The sequence below is a fragment of the Mucilaginibacter sp. genome, assembly GCF_965277465.1.
Lineage (GTDB): Bacteria > Bacteroidota > Bacteroidia > Sphingobacteriales > Sphingobacteriaceae > Mucilaginibacter.
In genome coordinates, this window is sequence record NZ_CBDICW010000001.1 from 1891335 (window position 1) to 1908297 (window position 16963).

15 protein-coding genes and 2 tRNA genes are annotated in these 16963 nt (G+C 40.5%); 3 read left to right on the top strand and 14 right to left on the bottom strand.

The window, feature by feature from the left end; translation table 11 throughout:
• Positions 1–126 precede the first annotated feature (126 nt).
• Positions 127–1134, bottom strand: coding sequence for an SDR family oxidoreductase (locus tag ACQY4U_RS08605; protein ID WP_428328984.1), 1008 nt, complete (start codon positions 1132–1134; stop codon positions 127–129).
• A gap of 236 nt (positions 1135–1370) precedes the next feature.
• Here ACQY4U_RS08605 and ACQY4U_RS08610 point away from each other — a divergent pair, with 236 nt between their 5' ends.
• Positions 1371–1907: a lipocalin family protein gene (locus ACQY4U_RS08610; RefSeq protein ID WP_428328985.1), complete on the top strand. Its 537-nt coding sequence runs from the start codon at positions 1371–1373 to the stop codon at positions 1905–1907.
• A gap of 87 nt (positions 1908–1994) precedes the next feature.
• Here ACQY4U_RS08610 and ACQY4U_RS08615 read toward each other — a convergent pair whose 3' ends face one another.
• Together ACQY4U_RS08615 and ACQY4U_RS08620 are read right to left on the bottom strand one after the other, a co-directional pair.
• Positions 1995–2735 carry an SDR family oxidoreductase gene (locus ACQY4U_RS08615; protein ID WP_428328986.1) on the bottom strand — a complete coding sequence of 247 codons (741 nt, stop codon included), beginning with the start codon at positions 2733–2735 and terminating at the stop codon, positions 1995–1997.
• Between the two features lie 121 nt (positions 2736–2856).
• Entirely contained in the window at positions 2857–3816 is a 960-nt protein-coding gene (locus tag ACQY4U_RS08620) for an alpha/beta fold hydrolase (RefSeq protein WP_428328987.1), read from the bottom strand.
• A gap of 221 nt (positions 3817–4037) precedes the next feature.
• On the opposite strand from ACQY4U_RS08620, the gene ACQY4U_RS08625 reads away from it, so the two are divergent.
• Positions 4038–5402 (top strand): BamA/TamA family outer membrane protein, encoded by a 1365-nt coding sequence (locus ACQY4U_RS08625; protein WP_428328988.1) that lies wholly within the window; start codon positions 4038–4040, stop codon positions 5400–5402.
• A gap of 48 nt (positions 5403–5450) precedes the next feature.
• Here the strand turns inward: ACQY4U_RS08625 and ACQY4U_RS08630 are convergent, their stop codons facing one another.
• The 11 genes from ACQY4U_RS08630 to ACQY4U_RS08680 form a co-directional block, all read right to left on the bottom strand.
• Positions 5451–6131, bottom strand: coding sequence for a hypothetical protein (locus ACQY4U_RS08630; RefSeq protein WP_428328989.1), 681 nt, complete (start codon positions 6129–6131; stop codon positions 5451–5453).
• A 78-nt stretch (positions 6132–6209) separates the two neighbouring features.
• Positions 6210–6791, bottom strand: a complete 582-nt coding sequence (locus ACQY4U_RS08635; protein WP_428328990.1) for a Crp/Fnr family transcriptional regulator — start codon at positions 6789–6791, stop codon at positions 6210–6212.
• Positions 6792–6978: 187 nt separating this feature from the next.
• Positions 6979–8112, bottom strand: a complete 1134-nt coding sequence (locus tag ACQY4U_RS08640) for an acyltransferase family protein (RefSeq protein ID WP_428328991.1) — start codon at positions 8110–8112, stop codon at positions 6979–6981.
• 889 nt (positions 8113–9001) lie between these two features.
• On the bottom strand, positions 9002–9532 hold the full coding sequence (locus tag ACQY4U_RS08645) for a hypothetical protein (protein WP_428328992.1): 531 nt from the start codon (positions 9530–9532) through the stop codon (positions 9002–9004).
• 334 nt (positions 9533–9866) lie between these two features.
• Positions 9867–12260 carry an ABC transporter permease gene (locus tag ACQY4U_RS08650; protein ID WP_428328993.1) on the bottom strand — a complete coding sequence of 798 codons (2394 nt, stop codon included), beginning with the start codon at positions 12258–12260 and terminating at the stop codon, positions 9867–9869.
• Between the two features lie 236 nt (positions 12261–12496).
• Entirely contained in the window at positions 12497–14191 is a 1695-nt protein-coding gene (locus ACQY4U_RS08655) for a S41 family peptidase (RefSeq protein WP_428328994.1), read from the bottom strand.
• A gap of 121 nt (positions 14192–14312) precedes the next feature.
• Positions 14313–14516: a hypothetical protein gene (locus tag ACQY4U_RS08660; RefSeq protein ID WP_428328995.1), complete on the bottom strand. Its 204-nt coding sequence runs from the start codon at positions 14514–14516 to the stop codon at positions 14313–14315.
• Between the two features lie 104 nt (positions 14517–14620).
• Positions 14621–15022 (bottom strand): DUF5655 domain-containing protein, encoded by a 402-nt coding sequence (locus tag ACQY4U_RS08665; RefSeq protein ID WP_428328996.1) that lies wholly within the window; start codon positions 15020–15022, stop codon positions 14621–14623.
• Positions 15023–15418, bottom strand: a complete 396-nt coding sequence (locus ACQY4U_RS08670) for a hypothetical protein (RefSeq protein WP_428328997.1) — start codon at positions 15416–15418, stop codon at positions 15023–15025.
• Between the two features lie 127 nt (positions 15419–15545).
• A tRNA-Met gene (locus tag ACQY4U_RS08675) sits at positions 15546–15622 on the bottom strand.
• Between the two features lie 135 nt (positions 15623–15757).
• A tRNA-Met gene (locus tag ACQY4U_RS08680) sits at positions 15758–15830 on the bottom strand.
• A 144-nt stretch (positions 15831–15974) separates the two neighbouring features.
• On the opposite strand from ACQY4U_RS08680, the gene era reads away from it, so the two are divergent.
• Entirely contained in the window at positions 15975–16850 is an 876-nt protein-coding gene (gene era, locus ACQY4U_RS08685; RefSeq protein WP_428328998.1) for a GTPase Era, read from the top strand.
• Positions 16851–16963: the final 113 nt, after the last annotated feature.

Consider the following 16963-nt stretch of genomic DNA (forward strand, 5'->3'; position numbering starts at 1 on the left):
TGGGTAAGCAGGCAGCATGAAAAATAACCAAATCTCTTGTTGTTGTATCCAAATTAGGGGTAAAGTATCCATATACAAAAAAGCCCCTGATCTTTCAATCAGAGGCTTTAACAAATTCATCATTATTTATGGCTGGCCGCTTCCGCCTGCCGAGCCATATACCTGGCCTGTGGCAAAGCTGGCATCATTAGCAGCAAGCTGTACGTAAATTGAACCAAGTTCTGCCGGCTGACCGGGCCTGCCAAGCGGAGTTTGACCGCCGAAGTTTTTTAATTTTTCCTGGCTTGCGCCGCCGCTAACCTGCAGGGGTGTCCAGATCGGGCCGGGAGCTACACCGTTAACCCTGATGCCTTTTGGTCCTAACTGTTTGGCAAGTGATTTTACATAGTTCATGGTAGCCGCCTTGGTTTGGGCATAGTCATACAAATCGGGTGTTGGATCATAAGCTTGTTCAGATGTTGTTGCAATAATTACCGATCCGGGTTGTAAATGCGGTAAGGCGGCTTTAATTATCCAAAAGGGAGCATAAATATTTGTTTTCATGGTCCAGTCAAACTGCTCTGTTGATATATCAAGAATGGAAGCGTGGCTTTGCTGCCTGCCTGCATTGTTTACAACAATATCTAAACCACCAAGTGCGTCAATGGCTTTGGCTACCAATTGTTGGCAAAACGCTTCATCACGCAGATCACCTGGGATTGCTACCGCCTTGCGGCCTTCAGCTTTAATCAGTTCAATAACTTCGCGTGCATCTGGCTCTTCGGTTGGGAAATAGTTAATGGCAACATCAGCACCTTCGCGTGCGTAGGCAATGGCTGCTGCACGGCCCATTCCTGAGTCGCCCCCGGTTATCAGCGCTTTACGGCCTGCTAAACGGCCCGATCCTTTGTAGCTTTTTTCACCATGATCGGGGCGGGGATCCATTTTACTTGCTAAACCCGGCCAGGGCTGCGACTGGCCCGGAAAAGGAGGTTTAGGATACTTTGTGGTTGGATCCTGCAGGCCCTGCGGTACTGCTGGTTGTGATTTAGAGGTGCCCTCGGCTGCAAAAACCGGGGAAACTGCCACGGCAGCCAGCCCGGTACCAAGTCCGGCAACAACTGTACGCCTGCTTATTTTATTATCTTCATTCATAGTAGATTAATGTTTTTTGTGTTTTTTTAAATAACCAAATCACCAACAATTAGTTTTTGAGGATAATCATAAAAAGATAATTTATTTTCTTTTAAGATAATTTTAATAGGATTAATGATTGCTGTTGGTGGAATTACTTATTATTTGGCTAAAAGTTCCAGATAATTGTTTTAGTATTTAATTTTGATGATAATTAAATTCTTCAAACAAAAAGGCACAAAAAATATTTATCAGGTATGAAGAAAGAAAAATTGCTCATCGCCTTAGCAGCTGGTGCCGGTATTGCTGCTATTGCTTATACTTTATTATCATTAACAAATGACATTCCGGATGGTGCAGTACCCGTGCAGCCCTTTAACAAAAACCGTTACATGGGCACCTGGAATGAGATAGCAAGGTTACCCAACCGGATTGAAAAAAACATTAAACACCTTACAGAAAAGTATTCACTTAATAATGATGGTACCATTAAAGTGGTTACCAAAGGATATAACGTTAAAAATAATAGCTGGAAAGAACTATCAGGAAAGATAAAGTTTGTAGAATCTGAAAATGTGGGGATGCTGAAGGCCTCTTATTTCGGTCCCTTCTATTCGGCCTATAACATCCTGGCGCTTGATCCGGATTATAAATATGCATTAGTTTCGGGCAGCGGGCTTGATTATTTATGGATCTTATCCAGGGATACTTTTATCCCGGATGAGATCAAAGAAGAGTTTTTAAATACTGCAAAAAATATTGGCTTTGCTGTTGATCAGTTAGAGTGGGTGTAGTTTAAGAGCGGTACAATTCCAAAACAAACAAAGGCCCTGAAGTTTTTATCAGGGCTTTTGTTTTGGCAGATAATTTAAATCGCGTTGTTAAAACATGCTGTTTAAACGATCAAAAATAGACTCCCGTTTTTCGCGTAACCCGGCAGATTGTCCAACTGCGGTTTCGTATTCATCATTTTTAAGGGCAGCCATAGCACCTTCAATAAATTCGCCAACCGGGATACCGCCGTGTGTTTGTGTTTTATCCTCGCGCCTGTCGTGCCCAAGTTCTGTATCAACCGATGGAGGTGCAATTTCAAAAACTTTTACGCTTGTTTCTTTAAGCTGATAACGTAACGATAGCGTTAACGAATGCATAGCAGCTTTAGTGGCGCAATATATAGCCATAAAAGCTATAGGCACAAAGGCCAGCCCCGATGTAATGTTTATAATGGCCGGGTTTTGTTTGCTGCTTAAATGTGGTATAAACAGCGACGCTAAATGAACTGGTGCAATAAAATTGGTTTCAATTTCTGACTGTACTTTGCCAAGATCGATAGCCTTCCTGAAATCGGTTATGTACTGTACACCCGCGTTATTGATCAGGATATTGGTATCCGGATGATTTTCGCTGATCCAGGCGGCAAGTTCAATTCTTTGCGCTGCATCGGCAAGGTCAGATACTTTGGTGATAATTTGCGGTAAACGATCTTTAATGGCTTTCAGCCTGTCTTCCCGGCGGCCGGTAATGATCACTGTATTACCTTCTTTTATAAACTCTTCGGCAAAAGCAAGGCCAATGCCCGATGTTCCGCCTGTTATTAATATGGTGTTTCCACTTAAATTCATGTATTGGTTGTTTAATATTGTTTAACAAATATGGACAGAAGAGTTTGATGACTGTTTGCAAACTTCAATCGGATAGTTGCAAATTTCAAATATCAGCTTATAATTTTCTTGTAGCGTTTAATTAATAGTCGGATAAAAAATCGAGCGCTAAAGCTCCGCACTCCTCCGGGCTGTCCAGCCAGGGTAAATGGCCGACGCCCGCTATGGCACGAAATGCTGCCGAGGGGATATTTTTTGAAATCTGTAAGCCTGTTTCAGCACTGCCAAACGGATCATTGGTTCCCCACAAAAATAGCGTAGGTTGCCTTACGCTTTTTAGTTGCGTGGCGGTGATTTTTATTTCGGGAATAAACCCAAATAAACGATTGGTTTTTTCTATCAAACTCAGGCTTGATATGCGGTAATTCGGCAGCTTTTGAAAGCTGTAGTAGCAATCGGCCAATTCTTTTGGCTGCCCGGCGCAGGTTGCTGCAGAGTGCCCCATAAATGAGAGTGCTTTAAAAGAATAGTCGGGTTTTTTAGGCGTGATCAACTTAAATAAAAAGCCATTTAAAACGGGTAAGGATAATAAGCGCAGGGCAATGGGTGGCCTGGTACTGATCAGGTTGCCGGGAACTCCCAGCAGGGTAAGGGCAGTAACGCGTTCCGGCTTATCCATAGCCATCCATAAACTCATGTGCCCGCCAATTGAATGGGCAATAATAGGAGCGCTGTCAATTTTAAAGGCATCAAGTACGGCTGTAATGGTTTGTACGGCAAATTCCCGCAGGTTAAGTTTACGGTGATCAATGCCTTCGCTTAAGCCGCCCCCCGGGCGGTTAATGGCAATAATTCTGCGGCCTTTAAGCCGGGCCAAAAGAGAGGCAAGCGGAAAAACATCGCCGGTATTACCCGGCACTATCAGTACAGGTTTGCCTGAGCCTATTTCGCTAACCCGGATACGGATCCCTGAACCTGGGAGAGTAACATAATGTGTTTTTGCTTTTAATCCATAAAAATCAAACAATGCTTGTTCGGTATTACGGGCGGCAATAACAAGGGCATCATTATCATCCAGTGTTAATACTTCATTATCGGGCATTGTTTTCCTTCTTAATTATTTTGTAAGAGCTTTATTTAATTGGGGTATTAAATTAATGATTTGCTTCTGCATCAGCAAAACTAACTACTGCATCATTTTTTAATAATACCTGCCGATTGTTAAAGTAAGATCAATTCAAACGGTTGTTCTACGCAGCACCAAACATTTAACCTGTCTGTTGGTTAAACAGGTAATTAAGCTTTACAGCTCGTATAATTTATTTGAATTTGAACATTTATAACTTTACCGTGCAGTTTAATCCAGCCAATAAAAAGCAGTCATTATTGAAACTGCTATTCTTGTTTTTGTTTTTGAGCATAAATAGTTTTGCCTACAGCCAGGTAAATGCCCCGGCAGATTCGTTAAAAGCCGACTCATTAAGGGCTAAAGCTTTAAGAATTAAAAGAATAGCCGATAATATTAATAAGCAATATGATTTTGGCGATTTAACCCGCAATATTCTTCACCCTAAAAGAAAAGCTGATACCCTGCACAAAGGATCGGGCATTACCATAGTACCCAATATTGCGGCTAATCCTACCATTGGCGCCCAGCTGGGTATCAAGGCCGTAGCCGGGAGAAGGTTAGGCAATGATCCTAATACCTTACTATCAGTTGCAGCTACATCAGCATCAATTACCAGCAAGGGCATTATTTATTTTTACCTTAACCACAACATATTTACCCCGGGCAACAAATGGAACTTTCAGGGAAACTTAGTAGCTGCAAAAACAGTAACCCCCGATTATGGATTAGGCATAGGCCATACTATAGAAGGTGGAAGTAACCTGGATAAAATATTAGCAGACCCGGCACATAAGGTTTATGCGCTACATTCCTATTATTTTAACATCAGGGAAAAAGTGTACAAAGAAGTGGCAAAAAACCTTTTTGTGGGGGCAGGGCTCTCGTTTGATATAAGGCGAAACATTACCAGTAAGGATACCGTGAACAATGCAACACCATCAAGCATTTATAATAACCAGCATGGTTTTCCGCAGGATCATTATTCGGCAGACGGCTTTCTTTTCAACGTACAATATACCACACGCGATAACCCTAACAGGGCTTACAAGGGCCTTTATTTTGATGCTGGTTTCAGGGTAAACCAAACATGGATAGGGAGCACAAAAAATGCGGTACAATTTACTACCGATTTCAGGAAGTATTTTAGCCTGTCTGAAACCAGTCCTGAAACCGTACTGGCCTTTTGGAACTGGGGATCGTACCTGCTAAGCGGTAATATTCCTTACCTCGAACTACCTGGTACAGGCAGGGATGGCGGTTTCAGAAGTGGCAGGGGATACACCACCCAATATTTTAAAGGCACGCAATTTAATGATACCGAAGCCGAGTTCCGCTTCCCGATACTGGCCAATAAATTTATAAGCGGTGTTACCTTTGTAAGCATGCAAACCGGTAACGACGAGCAGGGTACCAAATTGTTCCAGGTGTTTCAGCCCGGTTACGGAGCCGGCTTACGGGTGTTGTTTAACAAAGCAACCCGAACCAACCTGGCCCTTGATTATGCTTTCGGTAAGTTTGGCAATAAAGGCTTCTTCCTGAACTTAAACGAGGCTTTTTAATCAATCGATCAGAGCTAATCGCTGAAAAAAGAATCGTGAATTTTAGCTTTAAAATATGTCGTTTTTAACCAACTGCCTTATGCTAACCAAATGCGCAAATAGTGCGGCAGGAACAATAAAGCAGGGCAACCATATAAAAGGAAAGTAAAATAAAGCAATGGCAGGCTGATTAAACGCAAACTGCTGAAACGAAAATGGGGCAGAAAGCACCGCTATAACCACAATATTAGCAAGCAGCATTAAACAAACAATATTCCAGGCCATTAATAGCTTTTTGCTTAATATATTTTTTATATAGCCAAAATAATAAACTACAGGTGCTGTTAATCCGCAGAGTATATCAAAATTTCGGCCCTCAAAGGTCATAATTTTGGGGATTACTTTATGCAGGTACAAACTGTATAAGGTAAGTTCTACAGGTATCCTTACAATATGTAATAACGTTAAGGTTTTTACATCAATACCGGCTATTAAACTTTTCCCTTTTTTAGTAAAAAACAGCACAGCTATAAATATAATTGGCGGCATTAACAGCAATGCAAAACGCGGTGGCAATCCTTTGGTTATCGTATAAAAACCGGTTAAACTAATAATTGCCTGTAAGCCCAGCCATATTAATAAAAGGATAATTGCAGGTTTGGAGTAGTTGGTTGCTTTGAACAGCAGCAATATGGTAATGATTGTGGTTAGTATAAATACTGCTTTAATGTAAATTGTTAAATGTTCCATTGTGTGTTGATTGATAGAACAAAGTAAGCGGTATAAATATGGCAGACACTTGCCAAATGGCAAGAAATGAAAAGGGCATTATTTCTTTAATAATTCTTTACGTATCCTGCTTAAGGATGTATCAGTAATGCCCAGGTAAGAAGCAATGTATTTTAACGGCGCATTCTGAAAAATTTCGGGATTGGTTTTTAACATTAGTTCGTATCGTTCCTCTGCTGTTTCGGTAATCATGGATAGCATTCTTGTTTTAAGTGCTGCAAACCCCTTTACCAGTACAGCGCGGCCAAATTCTCTGAACTCGGCCGATCCGTGGAACAGACTGTTCAGCTGGTCGTAAGTGATATACCAGCCTTCGCAATCACTCATTGCCTGGATGTTTTCTTTTGATTTTGTACGGTTAAAAAAAGAGGATACCTCAAATGTAAGCTGGCCCTGCGAGCAAAAGCCGGTGGTTACTTCGTTTCCATCCACATCATGTGCAAAGGTGCGCATGTATCCCTTTTCAATAAATAGGTACTCATCACATATTCTGCCTGCTTTAAGCTGAAACTGATTTTTTGGGATTATTTTATATTGAAAATGATCAATAATATCTTTTGTTGTAGATAAAGAAACCAGGTTGGTGTTTTGAAAAAATTGAGTAAGGTTTTCTTTATTCATCCTATAAATATAGCATGTTTAAAATTCAGAAATACTGCTAAATTGTGCGTATCGCTTTTACTCATTTAATTTATGGCAGCTGCAAACAATGGTTATTTTATCTATTTAACCACATCCTAAAAACAAAACACCCCCAATTTTTCAACCGGAGGTGCTTTGGATTATGTGATCAAAATTTTATCGCTTGTTAAGCTACCCTTTTCATAAGGAACCGTTTTTTTAGCCAGTTACGAACAGGCTCGTCATACAACTTCAACGATGCATAACCAATAGCGATGCTGACAATAAGCAGCAGCAGGCCAAAACGCAGGCTATATTCCATTGTAGGTTTATTTTTAGTTACCCAGGCCGTATAAACATAAATTAGCGGGTAGTGGGTAATGTAAATAGGGTACGATATGTTACCCAAAAACGTACAAACCTTAGCTGAGAATTTTCCGGTGATGCTTCCGCCTGCGCCAATAGCCACAATAAGCGGGAAGATAACAATAATGCTGAATGCCTCGTAAATTCCGTTCATCCACAAATGCTCGGGGCCGCCAAGCCTCGGGAAAAACAGCACGATAACGATCAGCACGCTGCATACGGCAAAAGCATTTTTAATATGGATCAGTTTACCCAAACGGCAAAGTAATACCCCTGCAAAAAATGGATATAACAAGCGTGCAAAGCCAATATAAAGCTGGGTTTTATCAATACTCCAGCCGCCAATAACATCCCCCTGCGGGCCGGTTACCAAATAGTTTATCAGCAATAAAGCTGATAGCACAACAAATATGCTAAGCACTAATTTTGAGAATTTACGGATAATAAGCGCATAAAGAATATTGGCAACATATTCAAAAAACAGCGACCATGCCGGGCCGTTGAGCGGGTGCATTTCCTGCCAGCCGCGTATATCCATTGATACCGGCAGCGGGATCATGGTAAAGCCAAGCAGCATTACAAGCAGCATTTTCCAAACCGGGGTGCCATCAATCAGTGGGAAGGCTGCGCCACCCTGAAAATAAAAAAGTGCCGCCCCAATCAGCGAACCCATAATAACCATTGGTTGCAGGCGGATAAGACGGCGTTTATAAAAATCCCATTGTGTCATTTTGCCCCATCGGTCGTCATAGGCGTAGGCTACTACAAAGCCCGATAAAAGGAAAAAGAAATCGACCGCCAGGTAACCATGATTAATAAACTGACCAAAACGGTTACCGCCCGAGTTGGTTTCAAAAATATGGAAGGTAACCACTATAATTGCAGCTACGCCACGTAGTCCGTCGAGAATTTCATAATGATTTTTTGATTCGAGATAGGTTGGGCTTTTACTCATGTATTATTAAAATAATAAAAATTGATTAAGGGTCTGGGTAAAAAAAATACTTTCATTCAGCAGCTTTCAAAAAATGAGATTTTATATCCCGGCAGTAACATTATGCTGCTGACTTCAAAAAAATCTTTAATTGATCAATCTTAGTATAACTGGTTTACGCTGAAATGATAAGGAACATTGCGTTTTATTGACACAATGATAAACAAAACTTTTAATTAAGCAAAGGATGGAACAGAATGAAATTGAGCCTTTAATTGCCGAAGCATTAATGAGTTAAATGCTTTGTTAGCGAAATTGATAATAATTAACGATGTTGTTTTGCAGGGTGGTTTTAGAAAATGTATATCAAAAACAGGATGAAAAAAAGCCTGTTAACTTTTGCAATAGCTCGTTACTGACTGATGTGTAAAAGTCTTTTTTATAGTGGTTTAACCCAATATCTTTAAATGAGGATATATGCTTTTGTGAAAAAAAGAAACTATTAATTGCCACAGATAAAGTATGATCACACCAAAAAACCTTAAAATATATCCACCCACAAACATATTTTATCTTTTAGGATTAAAAGGATAATTCCACTCAATAAATTTCAAAACAAAATATATATTATATGCAAAAGTTTAGGTGGTGTTATGTTTGCTTAATTATTTGATTTTTTTTGCATCAAATAAAGAAGTAACTAATCTTATTGCAAGAAAGACCATTATTACTGCTGCTATTATTAATATGATTTCCGGAGTTCCCATTTGTGTTTTAATTAATTGGTTTAGTTATACTAATGTACATATTTAATTATAAATATCATTTATATAAATCAACAGCCTCAAATCTCTCAATTCAAGGCTTTACCTGTATGGCCCGGGCCCGCCCTGTAAGAACACAAAACTATCTATCTGCTGAAGCGTATATATTGGTTAAACCTGTAATCGTGCGGATATTTAGTAATTTCGGTGCGGATAAAAAGTACTAAACTATCGGTCGTTAATTTCTTGATAGCATAGCCGCCTGAGGCGTCTGAACCGGTAAAACTTAAAGTGCTGTCTGCAGCTGAGGCTTTGTACTTATAAATATAAGGCGGATAGGTATCCGGGTGATCTGGATTAACGTAAAACTTAATAAAATTGGTCATCATGGCATCATGGCCGATCTGTTCATTTATCTTGGCTGCACTGTCTGCAGTAAATTCAAGATAATCAAATTTGCCAATAAACGAATATCTCTGTGGGAAAACTATGGGCGTGTTAAAATCAGTAGCCACTACCGTATCCTTTACAAAATACCATTTACCAGAAAGCGACTGATTAATAGTAAGCGGTTTACTAATGCTGGTAGTTGGTTTGGGTTTTGCACTGTCTTTTTTGCAGCCCTGGGTTATATATGCCAAAGCGAATATAGTAATCAGTATAACTTTTGCTTTCATGATGGGCAGTTATGTAATATTATTTTCTGATTCTAAACTAACAATCTATTGTTAAGTACATATTGATAATAAGTAAATAACAGTATTGTTACTTACACGCCAATTGCCCACATGGTGTGCGTGCTATACGAAAAGCTATAGGATAGGGGCACCGTCTGTTTTGAAGGTAAGGTTATTCAGTTCATCATCTATGTTGACAATATTGTGTTTCCAAACCTTAAGATGAATAAGTACAAACTAAATACATAATCCTATCATTTTATAAATCAAAAGCCTCAAATCTTTCAATTTAAGGCTCCTGGTTTTATTATCACCTCCCAAATTATCGGTAAAATTATTCTGTTTTTAAACTTTTTACGGGATTTGCCATTGCCGCCTTTATACTTTGATAGCTTACCGTTAACAGGGTTAACAATAGTGCTCCTGTACCTGTTATCGCAAACAGCCACCACGATATTTGAACCCTGTAGGTGTATTTTCGCAGCCAGCCCTGCATCAGGTAATTTGCTGTTGGCATGGCAATAATTAAGGCTATAGCTACCAGTACAACAGACTCGGCAGACATTAACCGCCATAACCCGATTATTGATGCGCCCAATACTTTGCGTACACCTATCTCTTTCCGGCGTTGCTCGGCAGCAAACGAAGCCATACCGAATAGCCCCAGGCAGCTGATGAAAATAGCAAGGCCTGTAAATACGCCAGCCAGCTTACCTATCCGTTCCTCAATTTCAAACTTTTTAGCATATTCCGAATCTGTAAAATGATAATCGAACGGGCTGTCGGGGTCATATTTAGTATAGATTGTCTTTATTTTTTGCAACGCATCAGCTATACTAATTTTGGGGTTGATCCGGATGTTTAAAACACTGCCGAAATATTGTAATGAATAAAAAATAGTAGGTTTTACCGGGTCAAAAGGCGATTTCATCACCATATCCTTAACAACGCCGATAATTTTAAAAGGGCGGCCCCAGCGGATAACCTGGCCAACAGGATGTTTGAGCCCCATAAATTTAGCGGCAGCTTCATTGATTATCATTGCAGAGGAATCTGACACAAAGGCCCGCGAAAAATCACGTCCATCACTCACCTTCCAGCCAACCGTTTTGCCGTACTCATTACTTACAGAGATCATCCCGAAATCAGACTGTAGATTAGGGTTTTTATTGGGCCATATAATGTCGCTGTAGTTAGACCATATATCAGTTAACGGGCTATCAGACTCGGCCACCTCAGTTACGGCACCCGATGCAATGAGGTCATTCCTTACCGAACCGAAATTTCGCTGAATACCTTCTGTCTTCAGTTCAACCTGTATCAAGCCATTCTGGTTATATCCAACCGGACGGTTTTTAGAGAAGCGGACTTCCATAAAAACAATCATGGTCCCGATGATCAGCATTACCGAAACGGTGAACTGCATTACCACTAATATTTTTCGCGGCAGGGAAGCATAGCGCCCGGCTTTAAAAGTGCCTTTTAAAACTTTTACCGGGTTAAAGGATGATAAGTAAAGGGCCGGATAACTGCCGGCTATTAAACCGGTTATTAAGCTGAAAATTATCCCAATGAACCAGAACAACAGGTTAGTAAACGGGATACTGATCTGCTTACCTGCAACCTGGTTAAACAAAGGCAGCGATAACTGAACAATAACTATGGAAATTAAAAATGCAAAGCACACCAGCAACAAAGATTCTGCAAAAAACTGGATAATCAGCTGGCCGCGCATGGAACCAACAGCCTTGCGGATGCCCACCTCTTTAGCCCGTTTTTCTGACCGGGCAGTGCTCAGGTTCATAAAGTTAATGCAGGCTAACAGCAATACAAACACGCCTATCAGGCTAAACATCCAAACAAATTGAATTTCGCCGCCGGTATTTACGCCATTTTTAAACTCCTGGTGCAAATGCCATTTGCTCATGGGTTGTAAAAATACCTGTGCTTTAAATGAAAGCCCCACCAAATCGTTATTTTGAGCCAGACCTTTCAACTTCAGGTCTTTAATATGAGCATTTACCGTTTTAATATTGGCATTGGGTTGCAGCTGGGCCAATATTGCCCATGAGTTGTTACCCCACATAGAAGCCGCACGTTTTAAAAATGGCTCGGATGTAACATACAGATCCCAGGGGGCTATAAATGAGGACACATCATTAAGTGTAGTGTTTTTAGGCAGATCTTCATACACACCGGTAACTTTTACATTTAATTTGTTGTCTATTTTGATGACCTTGTTTATCGGGTCGGCATCGCTGAAGAGTGATTTGGCCATAGTTGCCGAAAGCAGGATAGAGGAAGGATCTTGCAAACCGTTCCTGCTGCCGCTGATCATGCGGAGGGTCAACATTTCAGGGCCTTCGGCCTGCATATACATGCCTGATGAATTGAGCTTTTTATCGCCGGCGGCTAAAATATGGTCGCCCGGGCGTACCAGTACAACATATTTAAAATCGCTTTTATAACTGGCCCTTAGCTGGTATCCCAAAGGGATAGGCATTGATCTGCCGGTCATTATCTCACCGTTAAAGGTTTGATTTTGCATCACCTGTACTATGCGGTTGTAGTTCTTGTGGTATTTATCAAAGGAAAGCTCATCATAGATCCACAGGCCGATCAGCATAGCTACCGCCATCCCGATGGCTAAACCACCTATGTTAATTACCGAAGAAAACTTATTGTTGATAAGATTTCTCCATGCTATTTTGATATAGTTCCTGATCATGCTGTAACAGTTTTAACTTAACCTGTATACTTATTATAAACCTTGTGCCAATGATTTAACTATCTTATTATCAGGTTTTAATGTATTGTATAATTAAGTGCCTGTAACAATACCGGACACGTGCACGTACGGTATTGTTACAATTTTATGGTATGGTTACAAGGCTTTATTTTTGCGGATCAGGTATTAATTAAAGATCGGACCTATATTTAAATATGGATTATGGATACAAGAAATTACTTGTTTAATAGTTCTAATGCTTTTTGTTTGGCTGCGTCGGTTCCGCTCAGCAAGTCTTTAACTGTTTTTTTAACCACAACATCGGGCATAATTCCTACACCAACAAACTCTTTTCCATCCGGATAGGTATCCCGTTTACCGCATACGCGTGCACTTCCTCCGCCAGGCAAATTAAATGGAACAGGCTGCCCGGTACTGCCACCCGTAGGCAAGCCTATCAATTTGCCACGTTTCATATAATCAAAGGCTACGGTAAAATCCTCTGCTGCCGAAAATGTTCTCGGCCCTATCAATACAATTACCGGTTTGTTATAAAATATTTTACCATTAGGCGACCACTGGCCGGTACCATAATTTTCCCATTCGGGCTCGGCATTGGGCCTTGAATAATTGCGGAGCACTTTTGCCTCGGAGCTTAAAAAAGGTTTATCTGTCAAGCGCCGCAGGATGTTAAAGCCAATTCCGCCATCGCCGCCACCGTTGTACCTGATATCTATGATCAGGCCTTTTGTTTTGGCTATCTCGCTGTAAAGCGAGTCAAACTGCTTAACTATCTTGTTATCTTCAAAATTATTAATGGTTAGGTATCCTATGTTGCCAATGGTTTGATATTCCATTGTTTTTAACCCTTTTACATCGTGATAGCCAGTGCGGGATATTTTTCGGTTTATAGTTTTACCCTTGCTATCTTTAAATTCAATGCTTAAAGGTTTATTTTTAGGGCCCGAGAACAGTGCATAGGAAAACTCCCTGATCTCAATATCCTGCGGGGTAGAACCACTTAAATAAGGTTTCACATTCTTTTCGGCATAACTTATAACCGGTACCGAATCAATTTTAATAACCTCCAGGCCGGGTACAATCCCCGATTTATAAAGACTATCGCTAAAAACCTGGTTCACAAAAACTCGCCCTTCTATCATTTCTGTACGGAAGGGTGGCCTGCTATAAAACTCCGACGTTAAAGAATCGGGCACATAAACGTTGGTATGTCCATCTTTTAACAGCGCATAAAAACTGATTAAAACCTTATAATAATCGGCAGTTGATCTGGTGTTTTGAACCTTGGGCAAATAATCAAGATAGGTTTGATTCCAGTCGATATTGGCATGGTCAAAATTCACAAAATTATACTTCGCCTGCGACCAGAGCAACGATAGCCCGGCTACCTTCTCCGCATCAGTAAGGTTAGTTTTATAAGGTGTATTAAAGGCGGTATTTTGCCAAAGTGCTCCATTGTTTTTTAACTTTTGTATCAGGGCTTTATAACGTGGCTCATCGTGAAGAGTATCCAAAGTTGGCTCGTTTTCAATGAATTTGATAACCCCGCTCGAGGCGCCGTTTGCATACATCCGGTCGAGCGCGTTAAGTGCCGAATCTTTTTGACCAAGCAGTGCATACCCGCTTGCCAAATCGCGGTTAGCATCCGAACGGCGATAGTATAAATAGGCATTGGTAGGAGCCATCGCTTTTATAGGCACACTATCTAAAAATGCGATAGCATTTTTCAATATCATTACGGCTTTTTCAATCTGCGCAGGGGTGCTTTTTTTATCTATCAAATCATCTGCAATTCTTCGCTGCGCTTGTACGCGGTCTGCAGCTTCATTCCCTGTGTAAGTTTTTTGGGCAATAGCATTGATGGAAAAAACAAGCATTACTATTGGCAGACAAATAAATTTGCTTTTCATATTGGCGCGAATAAGATTTAAGAAATACTACTCTCAAATATACAAAACGCACCATAAATAGCAATGGCTGTTAAATAGCAGCTTGCCAAAGATTTGTGGAAACCTAAGATTTAAATTTAATTTAGTAGTTGTGCGCAGTTTGTTTCTTTCTCAAAACAATAAAGAAGCCAATAACACCACCAGCAATTAAGAATGCTGAAATACAAAACATAAAAGAATTAATTAGTACACCAACGTTAATTACACCACCCCACGACATCCATAAAAGCGCGTATCCTAAAATAATGCTGCAAACAGAGATCAGGCATTTTATTAATTTGCTCATTGTAAATCCTCCAGTTAATTACTATACTAATTTACGAAATATTTAAGCTTTCGGATCCTGATAATTATAAAGATATAATGATGGTTTGAGTGGCTCTAATTTTATTACAGCAGATCATAAGATTCCCTGATGTATTTAAATAAAGCCGGCCGCAGATCATCCAGCAGGGCAATGCGGATATGGTTTTGAAACTTATTGCCTACGGCTATACTTTTAAGTATCGGTTTTTCGGGATGTGGTGTTTTTGAATAGAACTTGATGTCCAGTTCCTTTTTCATCGGCCTGATCACCAAGAAAGTTAGCCGCCTGGCAAAAACGATACAATTCGGTGTAGTGCTTACCAATACGCCCTCCCAATCCGCTACCTCGGCCAGTATCTTATCAAACACCAGCACCATTTCGGGCAGTCTGCCCTCAAACAAACTATCGAGGCTAACCCTGGCGCAATAATGCCACTGATCTGCTTTAGGCAGTTCGCGCTCACATTTAGGGCAAGTCCAGCTCATTTATTTTTTCTTTTTCCGGTTTTCTAAAACCTCCGCAATATTAACAGCCGAACATTCGGTGATTATTTTGGCCAGGGTAATTAAAGGCAGATCGGCCTCGCCTATAAAATTAATACAGCCTTTCTGAAAATTAGCATCAGGCAGCCACTTTTCAAATTGCTGGTACAGCGCCGGGATCATATACATTGGCAGGCAATGCAGCGACATGTGTTTTTTTGTATCGGCTAACGCATACTTCATATAGCAGCGCTGCTCGTATAAAATCATATCCTTACCCATCATCGGCTTCACCATTGCAATAACAGTTGGATCGTTTGCTATAATAGCTTCGTGCAGTGCGGTTAAAACGGCCTGTCTTTCATCTGGCGCCCCGCTGATAAATTCCGTAATGCTCATAGACCAAGATAAACAAAAATAAGGGATCGCTCCAAGTGAGTTTAAACTGCTGAAAGCGGCTGAGTTGCCAGGATCAAAAAAGCAAAAAAGCCTCAAATCTTTCGATTCAAGGCTTTCTCTTTAATTCTGGGTAGCGGGAGCAGGACTCGAACCTACGACCTTCGGGTTATGAGCCCGACGAGCTACCAACTGCTCCATCCCGCACTATGTTTTAATTTTAAGATCTGCTTCATTACTGCAGAAAGGTGTAACTGTGTATTCAATTTAATGCCGTTACCGCATTGTTTTAAAATCAAAAAGTCTTTAGACTTCCGGCTAAAGACTTTTGATTTTTTCAGGTAGCGGGAGCAGGACTCGAACCTACGACCTTCGGGTTATGAGCCCGACGAGCTACCAACTGCTCCATCCCGCACTGTTTTTTTGTATGTTGCGATCCGATCATAACTTCGGAAAGTTGCTTCCAATTGTCAAAATGCAATTTGCACTCCGTTTTAATTGGACTGCAAAGATATAATTCGTTTCTTTGCAGTCCAAATATTATTTTAATTATTTTTCTATGGCGCATAAGGCAGGTTTCGTGAGTATAATTGGCAAGCCCAACGCAGGTAAATCAACATTGATGAACGCGCTTGTGGGCGAAAAAATGTCGATTATAACGCCTAAGGCACAAACCACTCGTCACCGTATTTTAGGTATTGTGAATGATGAGGATTACCAGATAGTTTTTTCTGATACCCCCGGAATTATTAAACCGCACTATGCCCTGCATGAGAGCATGATGCACCAGGTTGATGGTTCGATAGTGGATGCCGACCTTATTTTGCTGGTTACAGATATATATGAGGAATATGATGAGGCCGACGTTTTGAAAAAGTTAGAGGGCTCAACAGCGCCTTTAGCTATACTGATCAACAAAATTGATCAGTCGGACGAGGAAACAGTTAAGAAAAAAGTAGAGTACTGGCAGGAGAAATTAAACCCGATGGCCGTATTTGCAATTTCGGCCCTGCACGATCATAATGTGATCTCGGTAATGAACTTTGTAATTGAGCATTTGCCCGAGCATCCGCCATATTATGAAAAGGATGCGCTTACCGATCGTAACGATCGATTCTTTGCATCAGAAATGATCAGGGCACAGGTATTTAAACAGTACAAAAAAGAGATCCCATACAGTACCGAAGTAATTATAACCGCTTTTGTTGAGGGCGAAACCTTACACCGGGTGAGTGCCGAAATTATTGTGGAGCGTGATTCGCAAAAAAATATCATTATTGGTAAGGGCGGCGAAATGCTTAAAATAGTTGGTACTTATGCCCGCCGCGACATGGAAGAGTTTTTTCAGAAAAAGATCTTTTTAGAAATGTTTGTAAAGGTGATCCCTGATTGGCGCAGCAAAAAGAACTACCTTAAAAAATTCGGATACGAATAGTTAATTGAATTACGATTTACGAATTACGATATTAGATTTATGCTGATCGGATTTGTAAATTAGCATTAAAGTATGAGTCGGGATATTGGGCTTTGGCCATGTCCCTGATTCAT

Coding starts and splice junctions, on each gene's coding strand:
- ACQY4U_RS08605 (WP_428328984.1), bottom strand. CDS start 1,134: ATGAATGAAGATAATAAAATAAGCAGGCGTACAGTTGTTGCCGGACTT.
- ACQY4U_RS08610 (WP_428328985.1), top strand. CDS start 1,371: ATGAAGAAAGAAAAATTGCTCATCGCCTTAGCAGCTGGTGCCGGTATT.
- ACQY4U_RS08615 (WP_428328986.1), bottom strand. CDS start 2,735: ATGAATTTAAGTGGAAACACCATATTAATAACAGGCGGAACATCGGGC.
- ACQY4U_RS08620 (WP_428328987.1), bottom strand. CDS start 3,816: ATGCCCGATAATGAAGTATTAACACTGGATGATAATGATGCCCTTGTT.
- ACQY4U_RS08630 (WP_428328989.1), bottom strand. CDS start 6,131: ATGGAACATTTAACAATTTACATTAAAGCAGTATTTATACTAACCACA.
- ACQY4U_RS08635 (WP_428328990.1), bottom strand. CDS start 6,791: ATGAATAAAGAAAACCTTACTCAATTTTTTCAAAACACCAACCTGGTT.
- ACQY4U_RS08640 (WP_428328991.1), bottom strand. CDS start 8,112: ATGAGTAAAAGCCCAACCTATCTCGAATCAAAAAATCATTATGAAATT.
- ACQY4U_RS08645 (WP_428328992.1), bottom strand. CDS start 9,532: ATGAAAGCAAAAGTTATACTGATTACTATATTCGCTTTGGCATATATA.
- ACQY4U_RS08650 (WP_428328993.1), bottom strand. CDS start 12,260: ATGATCAGGAACTATATCAAAATAGCATGGAGAAATCTTATCAACAAT.
- ACQY4U_RS08655 (WP_428328994.1), bottom strand. CDS start 14,191: ATGAAAAGCAAATTTATTTGTCTGCCAATAGTAATGCTTGTTTTTTCC.
- ACQY4U_RS08660 (WP_428328995.1), bottom strand. CDS start 14,516: ATGAGCAAATTAATAAAATGCCTGATCTCTGTTTGCAGCATTATTTTA.
- ACQY4U_RS08665 (WP_428328996.1), bottom strand. CDS start 15,022: ATGAGCTGGACTTGCCCTAAATGTGAGCGCGAACTGCCTAAAGCAGAT.
- ACQY4U_RS08670 (WP_428328997.1), bottom strand. CDS start 15,418: ATGAGCATTACGGAATTTATCAGCGGGGCGCCAGATGAAAGACAGGCC.
- era (WP_428328998.1), top strand. CDS start 15,975: ATGGCGCATAAGGCAGGTTTCGTGAGTATAATTGGCAAGCCCAACGCA.